Genomic DNA, 15,205 nt, shown 5'->3' on the forward strand with positions numbered 1-15,205 from the left:
CAATTTGGAGCTTTAGGGGGCTGAAGTGACTGATACAGCAGACTTTGAGATAATGGAACGCCAAGGATGGGCGGATCCGTCTATTGCTAAAGGGTATGCCGACGGCTTTGAAATGGCGACGCGCCTGGTTGCCAGAAAGCTTGCAAACGAAGTCGCTGCTGGGCCGAACTGCAAAGTTCTTGATCTGTGCACCGGACATGGTGTCGTAGCAGCAGAGCTTGTGGTCCGCGGCTCGGGTGTAACGGGTTTGGATTTCTCTGAACCAATGATTGAGCTTGCCCAATCAGCTGTGCCAACAGCGCGGTTCGTACAGGGTGATGCAATGGCAATGGAGTTTCCAGATCACACCTTTGATGCGGTCACAATCGGGTTCGGCGTCCCACATTTTCCAGACCCCGAACGCGGCCTGAGAGAAGTGAACAGAGTGCTGAAACCGGGCGGTAGAGTTGCCTTCTCGATTTGGCGTGGCAAAGGATCAGATGGGGCGTTTGGCTGGCTGTTCGATGTTGTTGAACGTCTGGCCGACCCATCTATCTCTCTGCCTGCGGGCCCGGATGCGCACATGCTCGCAGACAGCGGAATTGCCAAACCGTTGGTCGAAAGAGCAGGTTTCCGCAATGTGCGGCTTATCGATGTTGCAAGCGAATTGTGCGTTTCAGATCCTATGATGCTTTTTGATGTTTTTGATGGGGGTGCAGTGCGTGCGGCATCGCTCCTCAAGCGTCAGCCGAAAGAACGGCGTGATGCAATACGTGCGGATTTGGCAACGCGCGTTCAGGCGGAAGTAAACAAAGACATTCGAGGTTACTTTGTGCCTGCCCCTTCAGTTGTTATCACTGCTTCGTCCCAAGCCTGAGCTGCTTCGCTGTAGATCGATTTCGCCGGATGATACTTGGAGGGATCGTCCATTGATGCCGCATGGACGTAGATGCAGTCACTCATCCGTTCACTTCTACGGATCAGCGGTGAGCCACAGTTCGGGTAAAACCCGCTAAAGGTCGACAGCCCTGATCCTCCTGCCATTTCAAATGTTTTGAGCGCATCGCCAATCGAAACAGATTTGGCCACAAGGGGCACCATCTCTGAAGGTCCCGAGCCGGTGAGCTGCTGGCAATCTCGGCAGTGACATCGAAACATCGGAAGGTCAGAGCGAAATCCAGAATATCGCACCAGCCCACATTTGCAGCCGCCTTCGATCTTATCACTCATGTCTTCTCCTCCACCTAGAAAGGATAGAAGTCGATCAAAACATCATGCGTCGCCGCGATTTTGTCGCCAAGAACAAGGCAGCCGTGCAATCCTTGTGCTGCGATTGAATCTTCGACCGAGAATTTCCAGTCGGGATAAATCGATTGCACGATTTCAAATCCTGGAGCGACCCACTCCACGCAATCGGCCAACTGCTTATTGTTCATTTCAGCCGTTGGCGCATAGCCAAGGCCTAGTACGATTTCTGGTTCAATCCTCGGTTCTGAATACCTTGCAAGTTTACCGGCTGATCAGTCGAAAACAGCCCATCTGCGTGTACCTCTCCCCAAATGGGTTGATCCACACCGTAAACAGGCCAAATCGTGCGGTTCGTGAAGCCGACTTTTCTGCCGACTCTCTTTTTGCCCTGAAGCTTTCGGACGCGACTTGCAATCGAATATGCGTCATCCAGCGATAGCTGTCCTGCCTCTGAAGACAGTTTAGGTATCTGCTGGGCAGAGGTCAGGGCATCAGCAATTGTCTGAGCGTTAGATTCAATATCTCTTGTCATATTCGCATTATACGCGCCGACGGCTGGATTGCGATGCAAGCGAGGTTTTGAAGGGTCATCGTCGCAAACTCAAAGGCTTGCACTGAAAGTGTCGGTATCTTCTGTATCAAGTGGGCAAGTCCAAGGCGATCAAGCAACAAAAATCTCCACCCGTTTCTGCACCCTAAATAACTGTGCGCCCAAACTGCTACTAACAGTTCGATTGCAATTTAGAGCGAGGTGATCGCATTGATCACTGCTTCTCGGCTCTGAACAGCGCCGGTTTGTAGATACTCCATTGCTTTGAGAGCAGCTTCATGGGCTTGGACAGATGACCCGCCAACGCAGTCCTCTACAACGCGGCAGAAGTAGTCTGATTGGTGGCCATCGACGAATGTGTAGTGCACACAAACATCCGTCAAACCGCCGCACAATAAAAGTGTGTCTACTTTTAAACCGCGCAGCAGGATTTCGAAATCGGTTCCAAAAAAGGCAGAATACCGTCGCTTCGGGACGATGTAGTCACCTTTGCGATATCCCATCTCATCTTTTGCAACTTCCGTTCTTGGATCACCTTCGAGACAGTGTATGTCTTCGTCACCATCCAGTTCCCTGCCGAAATCGACCTGATCGGGACGATGGACTTCCTGAACGAAGATGACGGGCACTTTGTTCTCATGCGCGGCGTCAACCAAGTCACGCGCAGTGATCATGCGCTGTTTGTAGCCCGGCATGTTGTCGATGGAGCGTACTTCGCTGTCATCAATAAACGTGCTCTTTTGAATGTCGATTACGATTAGGGCAGGTCTACCCTCGATCAGTTTCCTGGCTTGTTTGGTTTTAGTTGTCATGTTCGACCTCTAACTTGCCAGGTCGTCCTGAAAAAAACGCCCTTGCTTGGCCGGGTCGTCCCAGCGGGCAGATCAAACTTGACTAAATGTGCAACTGATTACGGTCAAGGGTGTGCTGCGTTGTTGTGGAATGAAAAGCATGTGTCCGCGCCTGGTGGGGCAACATTGACCGCAAAGCTGCCGCCAGGGGTAAGTGCAGTGAGTGTCTGCGCTGAGCGCAGATTGAGCAATGATGCGAGCAAAACCGACGGCGGCTATACAACTTGACCCATCGTTCATAGTGTAAATGCATGAACAGATTTCGAAATGCCCAACCCTTTGATGCAATTCGATGCTTTGAGATCGAGACTGATGCCTATGAAGGCGACGAAGCAGCTACCCTCGAAAAGATAGCAAAGAGAATCGAGGTCTATCCCGATGGTTTCCTCATTCTTGAAATCGAAGGTGAGATTGTTGGTTTTGTGAATTGCGGATGTGCGTACAACGTTGAAATGTCTGACGAGGAATTCAAAGAACTTGTAGGGCATGACCCCGACGCGCCAAATGTCGTTATTATGTCTGTCGTCGTGGATCCGGCGCATCAAGAAAAAGGCCTATCGCGGGCATTGATGACTGAATTCGTCGGCCGCATGAGAAAAATGGGCAAATCCGCGATCCACCTTATGTGTAAAGAGCATCACGTCCCGCTTTATCAGAGATTTGGGTACAACTATCTTCGCCCATCAACCTCTGATCATGGAGGAATGACTTGGCACGAAATGTCTATGCAACTTTGAACCGTTGTTGGGTTGAGCCACGGTGAGTGGACATTCAACCTAGCGGTAGGATTTCCGCTTCCTCCGTATAGCAGTCGCTCGCGATATTCAGGCGAACGTCAGCGTCAAGCCCAAAGCAATCATAGTTCCTAGGGTCAGGATGCATTGATTTTCAACGCGCTGCGTGATTCACGGCTCGGAAAACGGAGCGGTGACATGAGCGACCTTGACTGGCAGACCAACGAGCAGATGGCCAAACTTACCCTTTTCTTCCCGAAGTCGCACGGCAAGCCACGGGTCGATGACAGACGGGTTCTGAGTGGGATTATCTTCATTAATCGCAATGGGTTGCGCTGGCGGGATGCGTCGCGGGAATATGGTCCGCACAAGACGCTTTACAGCCGATGGAAGCGTTGGAGCGAGAAAGGCATCTTCGCGCAGATGATGGTCGGCCTGGCTGCCGAGCACGGCGAGGAAAAGACCGTGATGATCGACGCTACCTATTTGAAGGCGCATCGCACTGCGACCAGCATGGCCGCGAAAAAGGGGGCGTGGACGCCTGATCGGCAGAACCAAGGGCGGCATGAATACCAAACTGCATGCAATCTGCGACAGCCACGGGCGACCGCTCAGCCTGTTCGTCACCGCTGGGCAGGTCAGCGACTACATCGGTGCGCGGGCGTTACTGAGCAGCCTGCCCAAGGTCGACTGGCTGCTCGGGGACCGCGGCTATGATGCCGACTGGTTCTGAGAAGCGTTACAAGACAAAGGGATACGCGCATGCATCCCCAGCCGAAATAAACGAAAGACACCGGTTCGATACGACAAGCGCCGATACAAACGACGCAACCGCATCGAGATCATGTTCGGCAGGCTCAAGGACTGGCGGCGCGTGGCGACACGCTATGATCGCTGTCCCAAGGTTTTCCTCTCAGCCATCGCTCTGGCTGCGACCGTCATCTATTGGTTATGAATCCTTACCCTAAGCGGTCGTTCGCTGCACTCGGTGCAAACGACCGGTATGCGGACTTTTCTGCCATTGGCCCACTTTCACCGCAGGACCGGACACAGCCCTAAGCGGACATTCGTAACAAGGCTTTGCAGCTCCTGCTTCGGACCTTAGGCCGTCAGAGATTGATGGGAGGTGTCGTCACACTGGTTAGGGTCGCCGTTGCAAGCAGGATCAGGACAACAGCCAACATCTCTATTGAAATCGACCGTCGGAGAACAATTGTCGCGCCACGCTTCTCAGCCCTGAGAGCCGGAACAAATCTCAGCTTGTTCAGCGCCGCTATACAAAGCAGGGCAGAAACGATCACGATCTTGATCAAAAGCACCAATCCATACGCCGTTCCGAACAAGGCGGCCAAGGAGCCCGAGAGCAGCCATGCGAGCGCTGCGCCTGCAACAATCAGGACGGCAACTCCATAAGCAGCGACACTGCCAAAGTGGTGCAGTAGTTCGGCCCCATTGGGAGTGAGCGCCGCTTTGCGCAAAGGCAGGAGAGCACCGACCCAAAACGCGGCAGCCAGCAAATGAAGAACCAGCAAGACAGCGAGAACCGCTGTAGGCTCTCCAAGCGAGTGTCCTACCTGGGCAAAGGAAAACGCTACGGCAAGGCTGCCCACCAAAGCGATCCACTGCCCGACTCGGGAGAGCAAGACTGCCAATATCGCGAGTTCACCAACCCCTCGCCAGATCGCGGCGGTGCCAAGCGGACTGTCCCAAACAAAACCAAGCATCATTGGGTCCGTCGCGCCCTCAAAGCCCATCCCAGATATCCGCGCTGCTCTGATGCCAAAACGTAAAGCAAGTACGGCAAAACCGACAATCGCAGCTCCGACCGCAAGTTGCCGCGCAAGGCGTAGAACAGACTCTTCAGCGTGCTTGGCAAAGAGGACCGTGAACAGGACGCCACCCATCGCTAGCAGCGCAGAGCCGTAGCCAAGTGCCTTCGCCAAAATGGCCAAGACAACAACACCGTCAATGGGTGCCAGACCGATCACTCAGCGACCGTGAAAGAGAAGCTGCCCTGCATCGGGTGACCGTCGGAAGCCATACCGCGCCAGTCGAAGCGGTAGCTTCCGGGTGCAAGGTCCTCCAAAGGCATAGCCCGGAACTCTATGGCGGGGTCCATACCCGTTTCGCGGTCAATTTCGACATCGCCATCGGGTGAGGTCAGCGTGACCGAGATGATGAGCATCGGATCATCGAACCGCATGGAAAGCTCAGGCACTTCCGTAACGGTAGCACCGTCAGCCGGTGTCGTTGCTTCGGACTTTGAATGCGCGGCCGCAAGCATTGGAGCCATTGCTACGACCAAGCCGATAAGAGTTTGTTTGATCATCTGATTTTTCCTCTATTCGGATTGGGCATTCAACTCGTCGTGGTACTCACGAAGGTCATAGGGCCAGGTTGACTTGATAAAAGATAGGACCGTTATGATTTCGCCATCGCTCAACACACCTTCATAGACCGGCATACCGGTTGGGGGCGCATTTTCCATCAGTCCGGCCAGGCCAAATTTGGTCAGGGTGAAAAGCGTTTCATCATCGTGGTGCCACGTATGCCCTGTGGCGTCATGCGGCGGTGCTGGTAGCAAACCATCCTCGCCGCGTATCCGCCAGTTTGGCTGTCCTTCAAGGTTCTCACCGTGGCAGATAGCACATTGGTTCGCGTATATATCTTGGCCAACGGCGATAACTTCCGCGTCATCAGGTGTTAAAAGACCGACCGGTTCAAAGGCTTGGGCCAAAACGAACGCTACGGAGAAACCGGCGAGCGCAAGCCCACCGGTGACCAAGAGTGTTGTGCGCCCTAGCATCAGGTGTCGAACGGCTGCGCGGTGCCCGCGCGGTAGTATACCGTACCGGCCCCAGCCTCTCCCCCAAATGCAATGACGTCGTAACGGGCGGACGGATCGTCGCCCATACCAGGGGAGCCCATTGGCATGCCAGGAACAGCGAGCCCTGTGATGTCAGGCCGATCCTTCAATACGGCTTCCAGTGCTTCGAACGGCACATGGCCTTCAAAGACATAACCATCGGCTTCTACAGTGTGACAGGACGCGAGGTTCATCGGGATGCTCCGCGCTGACTTCTGTACCTCGGGGTCCGTCAGTTCCTCAACGGTGACGGCGTAGCCGCGTGCGCGAGCCAAGTCGGCCCATGCGTGACAACATCCGCAACCTGGTGAACTGAGCACGTGCATTGGGGTGCCTGCACGGACGGGAAGAGCGGTCGCGATGAGAGCAGTTGCAGACAGTTTGGTGAAGTGACGACGTGTGATCATGTCTGTCGGTCCTTTGATGTGAAATTTGAACGGAATGCGGGCGAGCGCCCGTTGCCATTCAGGCTTTCGGAGGACCGGTGGGAACACCCAGTGCGAGGCCCGAAAAATCGGCTCCAGCGTACGTCACACCACCCACTGAGATCATCAATGGAGCAATCGGCGAAATCCCCGCCGTGGCGACAAGATCACCAAAACATGATGTTGAACCCATGCCGCTAGTGGTGTCGCAACAATCCGCAGCAGCTTTCTCGGCATTAGCCAACGGATCGTCGCCCGCCATTTGAGCATGATGACCAGAATGACCCGATCCATGGTTCAAGCCATGCTTCACGGACGCTACGGATGCGCCGAAGAATGCAACAACAAGAAGTATCGACAGGAGCAAGCGAAACATACCAAATACCTACTGGGGGTATGAGGTTTTGACAAGTTTCGAGAATGTTTCGCCATATATATCCTAATTGCACCCATTTTGGGTGCGCCACATCTCTGGATCATGCCCGACTGGAACAGTGGAACATGGATCACCTGAAATTCTGGTAAAACTGAATTTTGACTGACCTGCGTATTAGTCAGCAACGGCAAGGTCAGCAGATGGGCGTTTAGCCCAAGGTGTTTCCGGTGATGAAGGTGTACGAACTTTCGACCAGATCGATGACGACATCCAACTCTTCTGGTGTGGTCGGAGTATAGATCATGACAAAGCCACTCCATCCGGGACGTTGATTGGCCCAAGGGTGTCCTACGGCCCAGCTAGCCTCAATTGCCCGTCGGGCCATTGCCGGGTGCAGCGAAGCGTGCAAACTGCCATCAGGATGCATATGCGCAAACTCAAACCCACCGACGATAGAGCTCGGTTGAGACAACAACATGTCGGGATCAAGCTGAAAGCCAATCGCGCCAGGTAGTGATATGCGTGTGGGGCCAAGTGTGACCCCTGGGAATTGCGCAACTCGCTCCAGCAAGAGCTGGGCCAATTCGGCATCAATTTCGACACCAATCTGAGTATGCGGTACGCCGCTTGTCGTTTCAGGACGGGGTGAGGTGCGCTCCGGAAACGCGTGCTCTTGCGCGGACGCCATTGAGCACATCAATACCACTACCGTCACAGCAACCGCCAATGTTCTCTGGTGCACATTCATCGTGTTGACCATCTGCCAATCAAAAAGATTGAGTGCTGAGCGCAGTATCGGCGCCATTGCACACATCATTCAGCCTTTAACGCTTCGATATTGATCAAGAGCTCTATTTCGTCGCTCACCGCTGGCGCAAATGCCCCAAGTCCGAATTCAGACCGCACGAAAGTCGCCGTGGCAGCCAGCCCCAAGGTCGGCGTGCCCTCTTTTGGGCCAAACGGGTATGGCGCCGACTTGTTAAGCGTTGTTTCCAGAACAACAGGTTTGGTGACGCCATTCATGGTCAGGTCGCCAGAAATATTCGCGGTATTGTCCCCGGTGACTTCTATGCTGGTCGAGGCGAATGTGACCATGTCACTGTCACTCGCACTGAAAAAGTCGTCGGACATGAAGTGTTGCAGACGGGCGTCCCAGCCCGTGATCATGGATTTCACAGGCATAGACACTGTGACAGATGACCCAGACGGATCATCTTCGTCGAACTCAATCTCACCGCTAAAACCTGAGAACAATCCAAATGTTTCGGAGAACCCGATGTGGTTGTAGCTGAACAATACCTGACTGTGTCCAGGATCCAGCTCGTAAGTGCCGCTCTCGGACAATGCGGTTGTCGCGCCTATCGATAAGAGTACCGCCAGCGGGGTTGCTGCCACTTTGAACATTTATACGCTCCCATTTTGACAAGACGTGTTTGTGGAATTGAGTATTGGGATTTAGGTTTTGGCCGACCATACTTTTAGGCAAAATGTTCTATTATGCAACAAATTGTTCTATAGGAGGAGTGATTGAAAGAAGATCCTAGGCTGATCGCCACACGACAGGCCGCGCTTGATGCTGCGCAAAAGATACTAATGGAGGAAGGCGTGCTGCACGTAACTCATGGTGCAGTTTCAAAGGCAACGGGCATTTCGCGCAGTACACTTTACAGGCACTGGCCAGATGCGCGTAGTCTGCGTGATGCAGCATTTCGGCGCATCGCAACACCGCCGAACATACCGTCCAAAACAGATGGCCCGCTACGATCTGACCTGCGCTGGTTACTCGCTGTACTGATGGGAGCCTTGAATGACACACCATGGGGCCAAATCGCGCCTCAGGTGGTCGCTGCTGCGTCCACCGACGAAGAAGCGCGGTTGGTGATCACTGAATTCATGAAGGACAGGTTCGCGAGTGTTGAAGCAGTATTTGCAGCCGCAGTAGGCCGCGGTGAGATCACCGCCGACGTTCCGGTTGACCAACTCATAGAACTAGCAGTCGCTGCCCCCTATTTCCGCAAGCTCATACGTCACGAGGCCCTGGACGAAGATTGGTTGGATCAACATGTTGATCTGCTTTGCAGTATCGCGAAAACCAATTCGGGGCAGTGACCATCGCCTGATTTTGCAATCAAAGCGACCAAGAAGCATAATAATTTCCTAAATTTCATTGGGGCAATGTTCGCTGCGTGACATCAGCACGTCGCATGGTCAAAACTGTCTGACGTCAGCACCAACCGGACAGATTTTGGGGTTTGAGCAACGGAGGATTTCTGTGGCCTTCTCAGGCGCATTGGCGGTCGCGAACGCGCTGGAGACAGACCCGTCGCACTTGTCTTAGGTTATTCACCTGGAGGCTTGGCGGAGATGTCAATCGTAGCTGTGACCGTGGTCGCGCTGTTGCATTCGTCGGTGAGCATCATATTTTCAGAGTTTTGGCAGCGCATGTTCTCATGGCGGCTTTCACCAAGCCTTCCCGACTTAGCAAGTAAAAATGACTGAAAATGAATGATGACGACACGGTAAATTAATATGTTTGCAATCTAGCAATAGAGAAAGTTCAATTCGCATTGTGATGTTTAAGAGAGGTTTATGAGTTTGCCATCAGCGTCTCTTTGGGTTGGCGAAATCCAGGTTTCAGCAGATACCACGTCCGAGAAGTCGAGCCGCGTGAGTCGGCCTGATGAATTTTGGCCTTATCTGCCACGCAGAGTTGGTCCTTCGTAATTGCTGTTAGTTAGCTAACGTTAGGTTGGGAGAACGATATGGAATTACCAACACTGACGTACGAAATGATTGCCGTACTGAGTCTATTGTCTTTTACGGTCTTACTTTTTGTTACCGAAATAATACGGATCGATGTCGCAGCAATTCTTGTAATGGTACTGCTTGGCGCACTGAGCTATCTACCGGGGCTAGGTAATTTAGCCGATGTATCCAAGCTCTTTGAAGGTTTTTCCTCGAACGCTGTGATGTCCATCATCGCAGTTATGGTAATTGGGGCTGGGCTTGATAAGACTGGACTTATGTCAAAGGTTGCGGCCTTGATCCTCAAGAGTGGTGGCACGACAGAGGCCCGGATAGTCCCCATAATTTCAACGACGGTTGGTGTCATCAGCTCCTTCATGCAGAACGTAGGAGCTGCTGCGCTTTTTCTGCCTGTTGTTAGCCGCATTTCAGCACGTACGGAAATCCCGATGAGTAGGTTGCTGATGCCCATGGGGTTTTGCGCGATACTGGGTGGTACTATCACATTAGTCGGGTCGTCGCCCCTCATACTGTTGAATGACCTGATTGTTTCGGCAAACTCATCCCTTCCTGCTGACCAACAAATGGAGACATTTGGGTTATTTTCAGTCACGCCTATCGGCGTGATGCTGGTGCTAACAGGGGTGCTTTATTTTGTGCTCTTTGGTCGTTGGGTCCTGCCAGCGCAGCGAGAGCGTGGAGAAGACGCAAGCTCAGCTCGGTCCATGCAGACCTATGTCGAAAACACGTATGGGCTTAGGGCCGATATGTTCGAGATACGTGTTCCTGAAAGCTCAATCATCATCGGGCAAACGCTCGCGGATCTAATGGTCGCTCATAACATGTACATTCTTGGCACATCTTACCGCGGCCACAAGGTCATCGCACCGATGGCTGATACTAAGATCGAAGCCCCGGCGAGGCTCGCGGTGCTTGGCCTGCGTCGGGTGGTTGAGCAACAGTTCGCTGAGCCTTACGGCTTAGAGATTCTACCCCAACTAGATGTCTTTGCAGATGACTTCGCCGCGACCCAATCGGGGGTGGCAGAGGTTGTTATATCACCCGGTTCTTCAGTGATCGGCCAGACTCCGATTGATTTGCGCCTTCGTCAGACACATGGGCTGTCTTTGTTGGCTATTCAGCGTGGCGAAGAAACACTGAGCCACGTTGAAACCGAGGATCATTCAGCTACGCATATCGGGCAAGTTCCGTTGCAAGTCGGCGACACTTGCGTGGTGCACGTCCAGTGGGATCGTCTGACACGACTGAAGTCGGACAGGGATTTTGTGGTTGTAACTTCTGACTTTCCCCAGGAAGAGTTACGGCCACACAAGGTCGGATGGGCGCTCGCGTTCTTCCTATTAGCATTGAGCTTAATTCTATTAACTGATCTTCGCTTGTCGTTGTGCCTGTTAATCGGCGCTGTTGGCATGGTTTTGAGCCGAGTGTTGTCGATTGATGAAGCCTACGAGTCGATAAGTTGGAGTACAGTTTTTCTGCTCGCTTCGCTGATCCCGTTGGGCCAGGCAGTCCAGAACACCGGCACTGCGGATTGGATTGCAGCGCATGTGTTGGCCCTCCTGAAGGGTTGGCCGATCTGGTCGTTGCAAGCAGGAATAGCCGTTTTGGCGACGGCATTCACGCTGGTCATGTCCAATGTAGGCGCAACTGTTTTGCTGGTGCCGCTAGCAGTTTCTATTGCCGTATCGGCGGGTGGCAACCCGGCCGTATTTGCTCTCACCGTGGCAATTTCGACGTCCAACTCATTTTTGATCCCAACACACCAGGTGAACGCTTTGATCATGGGCCCGGCAGGCTACCGGGTGGTCGATTTCGTTCGCTCGGGCGGAATCATGACTCTACTTTTCTTAGTTGTCTCAATGACCGGACTTGCACTTTTCTTCTGAGCCGCTTCTCGGCGATCTGCACTGAAGAACTCATAAGATAAGGTTTTTGAGACCAAACTTTTTTGTTGGAACAGCAGATTCAAGACGTCTGCAAAAAGGGTCTTCGCTGCGAGCGAGCGAAGTAATGTGTCGAACTCATACAAACCTGAAGTCGGTATACGCTGGAATCGCAGAAGCGATTTAGAGTCTTCCCCCGCGGCCTCAACTCACGCCGAATTTGCGACGCAAATGCTCAGCCAAGGCCGTTATGCGACGTGGTTGGGCTCGGCTAGGCGGAAACATCATTTGCAAAGGTTTCGGCGGTGGGAGGAACTCGCGCAAGACAGAGACAAGTCTGCCAGATCGGACATCGTCGGCTACATCCAACTCGGACTTCAATACGATCCCATGGCCTGCAATCGCCCAATCGCGGATCAGTGAACCATCGTTGACTATTCGATTTCCCTTTACCGATACGCGCTGGGCATTTGGTCCTGATCCAAACTCCCAAACGTTGTCGATCACGTCGCCAAACCTCATGACCAAGCAGTTGTGGTTTAACAGATCTTCTGGTTTTTCGGGCGTTCCGAAAGAGGCCAGGTAACTTGGGGACGCACATACGAAACGTTGGTAGCCTCCCAAATTTCGCAACCTGAGCGAGCTGTCTGTGATGTTGCCGAAGCGAACGGCGATGTCGAAGCCCTGGCCTACAAGGTCGACATAACCGTCTGACAGTGACAGTTCGATTGAGACGGCAGGGTTTTCTTCGGTGAATTCGGCAATAACCTCAGAGACAATGCTCCGTCCCAAGTCAATCGGCGCACTTACGCGAATTGGACCAGACAGAGTTTCAGCGCCGTGCCGAACAAGTGTATCCAAGTCCGCAACCTCACTGAGTACGCTTCTCGCTCCGTCAGCTAGTGTCCGTCCTTCTTCGGTCAGGCTAATGGAACGGGTGGTGCGGTTGAACAAAACCACTCCGTAATGTGCCTCCAGAGCAGCGAGCCGCTCGGACACTGTCGTGCTCGACATCCCTGTCTCGCGCGCCGCAGCCACAAGACTGCCTTTCTCGGCTATGGTCAGAAACAAGCGAAGATTGTCTAGAAGCATTAAACGGAAATTCCGGATTATATGTCCGATCCTGCCCCGTTTATCCCGAAAAGATTGCGGCGTAAATCCAGCACATCGCTCAAATACTCAAGGGACCTATTTCAATGGCCAAGCTGACAATCGTCGCCAACATCAAAGCCAACCCCGACAAGATTGACCTCGTAAAGGCCGAGCTGATCAAGCTCATCGACATAACCCGTGCCGAAGAAGGTTGCATTAACTATGACCTGCACCAGGACAACGACAACCCGGCTCATTTCGTGTTCTACGAAAACTGGCAAAGCCGAGAGCTTTGGCAAACCCACATGGGTGCTCAGCACCTTGCGGCTTACTTGGAAGCAACAGAGGGTGCCGTTGCAGAATTCACGTTGAATGAAATGACAGTCATCGGTTGATACAGAACCGAACAAAGGAGCACGTTATGAAAGCCGTGGGATACCGTGAGACAGGGTCGATTGATCGGGCGGACGCCTTAATCGACTTCGAGGCCGACAAACCGACGCCGAAGGGGCATGACTTGTTGGTGAAAGTGCAGGCCGTTTCAGTGAACCCGGTCGATACGAAAATTCGGCAAAAACGTGCTCCTGTAGGTCCCGCACCTGATATTCTTGGGTGGGACGCAGTAGGGATCGTCGAAGCAGTTGGCGAAACGGTTGAGACTTTCCGTCCGGGAGATGCAGTTTGGTATGCCGGGGCAGTAAACCGACCGGGAACCAATGCCGAGTTTCATCTGGTGGATGAACGTATTGTCGGATCAGCGCCAAAATCCATACCGGCGAAAGCAGCTGCGGCGATGCCGCTAACGACGCTTACTGCCTTTGAGATGCTGTTCGACCGCTTGCGAGTTCAAGATGCCGTTTCCGGCGGGACCAATACGTTGCTGGTTATTGGTGGCGCAGGCGGTGTCGGGTCAATCACCATTCAATTGGCACGGGCCCTCACTGAATTGACAGTGATGGCGACGGCGTCCCGACCCGAGACACAAGACTGGGTTCGAGAGTTGGGCGCACACCATGTCATCAACCATGCGGAACCTTTGGGAACGCAACTCGGGGCTCTCGGTATCGAAAGCGTGGATTTCATCTATTCAACGAACCATTCCCAGCTTTATGCGTCTCAAGCTGGAGAGGCGATGACACCCCAAGGTCGCTTCGGGTTGATTGATGATCCTGAAACCTTCGACATCGCGCCGTTCAAACCCAAATCGATCTCATTGCATTGGGAGTTCATGTACACTCGGTCGCTTTTTGGGACTGGAGATATGAACCGTCAAAGCGAAATCCTGAATCAGGTCGCCGGGTTGATAGATGACGGAAAGATCAGATCCACGGCGACCGATACACTTGGTAGGATCAATGCTACAAACTTAAAGAAAGCGCATGCTATCCTTGAAAGCGGCAAGGCCAAAGGAAAGCTCGTGCTTGAGGGTTTTTAGATGAGAATTGAGCGGCTAGATCATGTGAATATCGTGACGACTAGGTTGCCTGAGATGGTTACTTGGTATGAAGAGGTCTTGGGTTTAAAACTCGGGGCCCGCCCTGATTTTCCGTTTCCCGGAGCTTGGTTGTATGCGGGTGATCACGCCGTGGTTCACCTTGTGGGTCACGAAGGAACGCCTAATGTCGGCTCCGAAGCTAAGCTCAAGCTCGAGCATTTTGCGCTTTCAGCCACGGGTTTGAGCGCATTCGAGGAAAAACTGATCTCGAGGCAGATTCAGTATCGCAAAACTGACGTCACGGGCGCCCGAATGGTCCAAATCCATGTGGCCGATCCTGATGGGAATCATATTCATATAGACTTCGAAGAAACCGAGTAAGTGTCCAACTCTATAAATAGTCGGAGCGCAAATTTAAGCTGTTAAACTCTTGGCGATTAGTGGTCGAGATCCTTGCCGGGTTGCTTCCAAGAATTACACGGACCAACATTTATGGACGGTACAAACGTCGATTTGGAGATCAGCATGCCGGACCTCGAAACAAACAAGAAAAACGTCATCGCTTTTTACGAAATGATGTTCAACGCGTGTCGACCAGCCGAGGCCATCGCAACCTTTGTTGGGGAAACCTATACGCAGCACAACCCGCATGTTGGCGACGGTAAGCAAGCTTTTGTCGAGTACTTCGAGTACATGGCCGCCGAATACCCGGGAAAGCGCGTGGACATCAAACGTGCGTTTGCTGAAGACGATCACGTTATTCTGCATTGCCATCAAATCTGGCCCGATGGTCTCGAGTACGCAGGGATCGATATTTTTCGCCTGGATGTCGATGGGAAGGTTGTCGAGCACTGGGACGTTCTTCAGGAGGTTCCGGCAAACAGCGAGAATGAAAACGGCATGTTTTGACCCAACTGTTCTGACAGCGGTGCATGGAACTTCGAAAGGTCCTGTCGGCTAAACCACGATAGTCAAAGGGCATAAGTCTGATCCAAGAAAC

General features: G+C 52.9%; 19 protein-coding genes and 1 pseudogene. 9 read left to right on the top strand and 11 right to left on the bottom strand.

All coding sequences use genetic code 11. From position 1 onward, the window contains the following. The first annotated feature begins 25 nt into the window (after nt 1-25). Nucleotides 26-856, top strand: a complete 831-nt coding sequence (locus ALB80_RS20930) for a methyltransferase domain-containing protein (RefSeq protein ID WP_253276950.1) — start codon at nt 26-28, stop codon at nt 854-856. Here ALB80_RS20930 and ALB80_RS22055 read toward each other — a convergent pair. From ALB80_RS22055 to ALB80_RS20945, 3 genes are all read right to left on the bottom strand, one after another. Further along, the gene (locus ALB80_RS22055; protein WP_083445417.1) at nt 805-1,209 is read right to left on the bottom strand and encodes a GFA family protein; all 405 of its coding nucleotides are present in this window, start codon (nt 1,207-1,209) and stop codon (nt 805-807) included. The genes ALB80_RS20930 and ALB80_RS22055 overlap by 52 nt on opposite strands. 14 nt (nt 1,210-1,223) lie before the next feature. Further along, the gene (locus tag ALB80_RS22850; protein ID WP_256364034.1) at nt 1,224-1,358 is read right to left on the bottom strand and encodes a hypothetical protein; all 135 of its coding nucleotides are present in this window, start codon (nt 1,356-1,358) and stop codon (nt 1,224-1,226) included. 610 nt (nt 1,359-1,968) lie between these two features. Beyond that, nucleotides 1,969-2,589: a cysteine hydrolase gene (locus ALB80_RS20945; protein WP_050606050.1), complete on the bottom strand. Its 621-nt coding sequence runs from the start codon at nt 2,587-2,589 to the stop codon at nt 1,969-1,971. A 290-nt stretch (nt 2,590-2,879) separates the two neighbouring features. On the opposite strand from ALB80_RS20945, the gene ALB80_RS20950 reads away from it, so the two are divergent. Both ALB80_RS20950 and ALB80_RS22060 read left to right on the top strand, forming a co-directional pair. Then, complete coding sequence (locus ALB80_RS20950; protein WP_050606051.1) at nt 2,880-3,365, top strand: GNAT family N-acetyltransferase; 486 nt, start codon at nt 2,880-2,882, stop codon at nt 3,363-3,365. Between the two features lie 195 nt (nt 3,366-3,560). Beyond that, nucleotides 3,561-4,317: pseudogene (locus ALB80_RS22060) on the top strand (IS5 family transposase). Between the two features lie 154 nt (nt 4,318-4,471). Here ALB80_RS22060 and ALB80_RS20965 read toward each other — a convergent pair. The 7 genes from ALB80_RS20965 to ALB80_RS20995 all read right to left on the bottom strand — a co-directional run bounded on the left by ALB80_RS20965 (nt 4,472) and on the right by ALB80_RS20995 (nt 8,433). Next, nucleotides 4,472-5,350 (bottom strand): copper resistance D family protein, encoded by an 879-nt coding sequence (locus ALB80_RS20965; protein ID WP_050606053.1) that lies wholly within the window; start codon nt 5,348-5,350, stop codon nt 4,472-4,474. After that, nucleotides 5,347-5,691, bottom strand: coding sequence for a copper resistance CopC family protein (locus ALB80_RS20970; RefSeq protein WP_253276951.1), 345 nt, complete (start codon nt 5,689-5,691; stop codon nt 5,347-5,349). The genes ALB80_RS20965 and ALB80_RS20970 overlap by 4 nt, the downstream gene beginning before the upstream one ends. Nucleotides 5,692-5,703: 12 nt before the next feature. Next, nucleotides 5,704-6,168 (bottom strand): cytochrome c, encoded by a 465-nt coding sequence (locus ALB80_RS20975; protein ID WP_050606054.1) that lies wholly within the window; start codon nt 6,166-6,168, stop codon nt 5,704-5,706. Continuing rightward, nucleotides 6,168-6,635, bottom strand: coding sequence for a DUF411 domain-containing protein (locus ALB80_RS20980; RefSeq protein WP_050606055.1), 468 nt, complete (start codon nt 6,633-6,635; stop codon nt 6,168-6,170). The genes ALB80_RS20975 and ALB80_RS20980 overlap by 1 nt, the downstream gene beginning before the upstream one ends. Nucleotides 6,636-6,693: 58 nt before the next feature. Beyond that, on the bottom strand, nt 6,694-7,029 hold the full coding sequence (locus ALB80_RS20985) for a hypothetical protein (RefSeq protein ID WP_050606056.1): 336 nt from the start codon (nt 7,027-7,029) through the stop codon (nt 6,694-6,696). A 208-nt stretch (nt 7,030-7,237) separates the two neighbouring features. Further along, the gene (locus tag ALB80_RS20990; RefSeq protein ID WP_253276952.1) at nt 7,238-7,834 is read right to left on the bottom strand and encodes a luciferase family protein; all 597 of its coding nucleotides are present in this window, start codon (nt 7,832-7,834) and stop codon (nt 7,238-7,240) included. Between the two features lie 8 nt (nt 7,835-7,842). Next, complete coding sequence (locus tag ALB80_RS20995; RefSeq protein ID WP_050606057.1) at nt 7,843-8,433, bottom strand: YceI family protein; 591 nt, start codon at nt 8,431-8,433, stop codon at nt 7,843-7,845. 123 nt (nt 8,434-8,556) lie between these two features. On the opposite strand from ALB80_RS20995, the gene ALB80_RS21000 reads away from it, so the two are divergent. Together ALB80_RS21000 and ALB80_RS21005 are read left to right on the top strand one after the other, a co-directional pair. Next, nucleotides 8,557-9,138: a TetR/AcrR family transcriptional regulator gene (locus ALB80_RS21000; RefSeq protein WP_157054301.1), complete on the top strand. Its 582-nt coding sequence runs from the start codon at nt 8,557-8,559 to the stop codon at nt 9,136-9,138. 653 nt (nt 9,139-9,791) lie between these two features. Next, nucleotides 9,792-11,681 carry an SLC13 family permease gene (locus ALB80_RS21005; RefSeq protein ID WP_050606059.1) on the top strand — a complete coding sequence of 630 codons (1,890 nt, stop codon included), beginning with the start codon at nt 9,792-9,794 and terminating at the stop codon, nt 11,679-11,681. A 201-nt stretch (nt 11,682-11,882) separates the two neighbouring features. On the opposite strand, the gene ALB80_RS21010 is transcribed toward ALB80_RS21005, so the two are convergent. After that, nucleotides 11,883-12,770, bottom strand: a complete 888-nt coding sequence (locus ALB80_RS21010) for a LysR family transcriptional regulator (protein WP_050606060.1) — start codon at nt 12,768-12,770, stop codon at nt 11,883-11,885. Nucleotides 12,771-12,874: 104 nt separating this feature from the next. On the opposite strand from ALB80_RS21010, the gene ALB80_RS21015 reads away from it, so the two are divergent. The 4 genes from ALB80_RS21015 to ALB80_RS21030 all read left to right on the top strand — a co-directional run bounded on the left by ALB80_RS21015 (nt 12,875) and on the right by ALB80_RS21030 (nt 15,114). Beyond that, entirely contained in the window at nt 12,875-13,165 is a 291-nt protein-coding gene (locus ALB80_RS21015) for a putative quinol monooxygenase (protein WP_050606061.1), read from the top strand. Between the two features lie 26 nt (nt 13,166-13,191). Further along, a complete protein-coding gene (locus ALB80_RS21020) occupies nt 13,192-14,205 on the top strand; it encodes a zinc-binding alcohol dehydrogenase family protein (protein WP_050606062.1) in 1,014 nt (337 codons plus the stop codon). Next, nucleotides 14,206-14,586, top strand: a complete 381-nt coding sequence (locus ALB80_RS21025) for a VOC family protein (protein ID WP_050606063.1) — start codon at nt 14,206-14,208, stop codon at nt 14,584-14,586. A 144-nt stretch (nt 14,587-14,730) separates the two neighbouring features. Next, nucleotides 14,731-15,114 (top strand): nuclear transport factor 2 family protein, encoded by a 384-nt coding sequence (locus ALB80_RS21030; RefSeq protein ID WP_050606068.1) that lies wholly within the window; start codon nt 14,731-14,733, stop codon nt 15,112-15,114. The last annotated feature ends 91 nt before the right edge of the window (nt 15,115-15,205 follow it).

It is taken from the genome of Ruegeria sp. 6PALISEP08, assembly GCF_001238295.1.
In the GTDB taxonomy this organism is placed as follows: Bacteria; Pseudomonadota; Alphaproteobacteria; order Rhodobacterales; family Rhodobacteraceae; genus Ruegeria.

Bases quoted from the DNA above. Each gene is read 5' to 3' on its own strand.
- ALB80_RS20985 (WP_050606056.1), bottom strand. From the start codon at position 7,029: ATGTTTCGCTTGCTCCTGTCGATACTTCTTGTTGTTGCATTCTTCGGC.
- ALB80_RS21025 (WP_050606063.1), top strand. From the start codon at position 14,206: ATGAGAATTGAGCGGCTAGATCATGTGAATATCGTGACGACTAGGTTG.
- ALB80_RS20995 (WP_050606057.1), bottom strand. From the start codon at position 8,433: ATGTTCAAAGTGGCAGCAACCCCGCTGGCGGTACTCTTATCGATAGGC.
- ALB80_RS20950 (WP_050606051.1), top strand. From the start codon at position 2,880: ATGAACAGATTTCGAAATGCCCAACCCTTTGATGCAATTCGATGCTTT.
- ALB80_RS20980 (WP_050606055.1), bottom strand. From the start codon at position 6,635: ATGATCACACGTCGTCACTTCACCAAACTGTCTGCAACTGCTCTCATC.
- ALB80_RS21030 (WP_050606068.1), top strand. From the start codon at position 14,731: ATGCCGGACCTCGAAACAAACAAGAAAAACGTCATCGCTTTTTACGAA.
- ALB80_RS21015 (WP_050606061.1), top strand. From the start codon at position 12,875: ATGGCCAAGCTGACAATCGTCGCCAACATCAAAGCCAACCCCGACAAG.
- ALB80_RS20970 (WP_253276951.1), bottom strand. From the start codon at position 5,691: ATGATCAAACAAACTCTTATCGGCTTGGTCGTAGCAATGGCTCCAATG.
- ALB80_RS20990 (WP_253276952.1), bottom strand. From the start codon at position 7,834: ATGGCGCCGATACTGCGCTCAGCACTCAATCTTTTTGATTGGCAGATG.
- ALB80_RS20975 (WP_050606054.1), bottom strand. From the start codon at position 6,168: ATGCTAGGGCGCACAACACTCTTGGTCACCGGTGGGCTTGCGCTCGCC.
- ALB80_RS21020 (WP_050606062.1), top strand. From the start codon at position 13,192: ATGAAAGCCGTGGGATACCGTGAGACAGGGTCGATTGATCGGGCGGAC.
- ALB80_RS21010 (WP_050606060.1), bottom strand. From the start codon at position 12,770: ATGCTTCTAGACAATCTTCGCTTGTTTCTGACCATAGCCGAGAAAGGC.
- ALB80_RS21005 (WP_050606059.1), top strand. From the start codon at position 9,792: ATGGAATTACCAACACTGACGTACGAAATGATTGCCGTACTGAGTCTA.
- ALB80_RS20945 (WP_050606050.1), bottom strand. From the start codon at position 2,589: ATGACAACTAAAACCAAACAAGCCAGGAAACTGATCGAGGGTAGACCT.
- ALB80_RS22055 (WP_083445417.1), bottom strand. From the start codon at position 1,209: ATGAGTGATAAGATCGAAGGCGGCTGCAAATGTGGGCTGGTGCGATAT.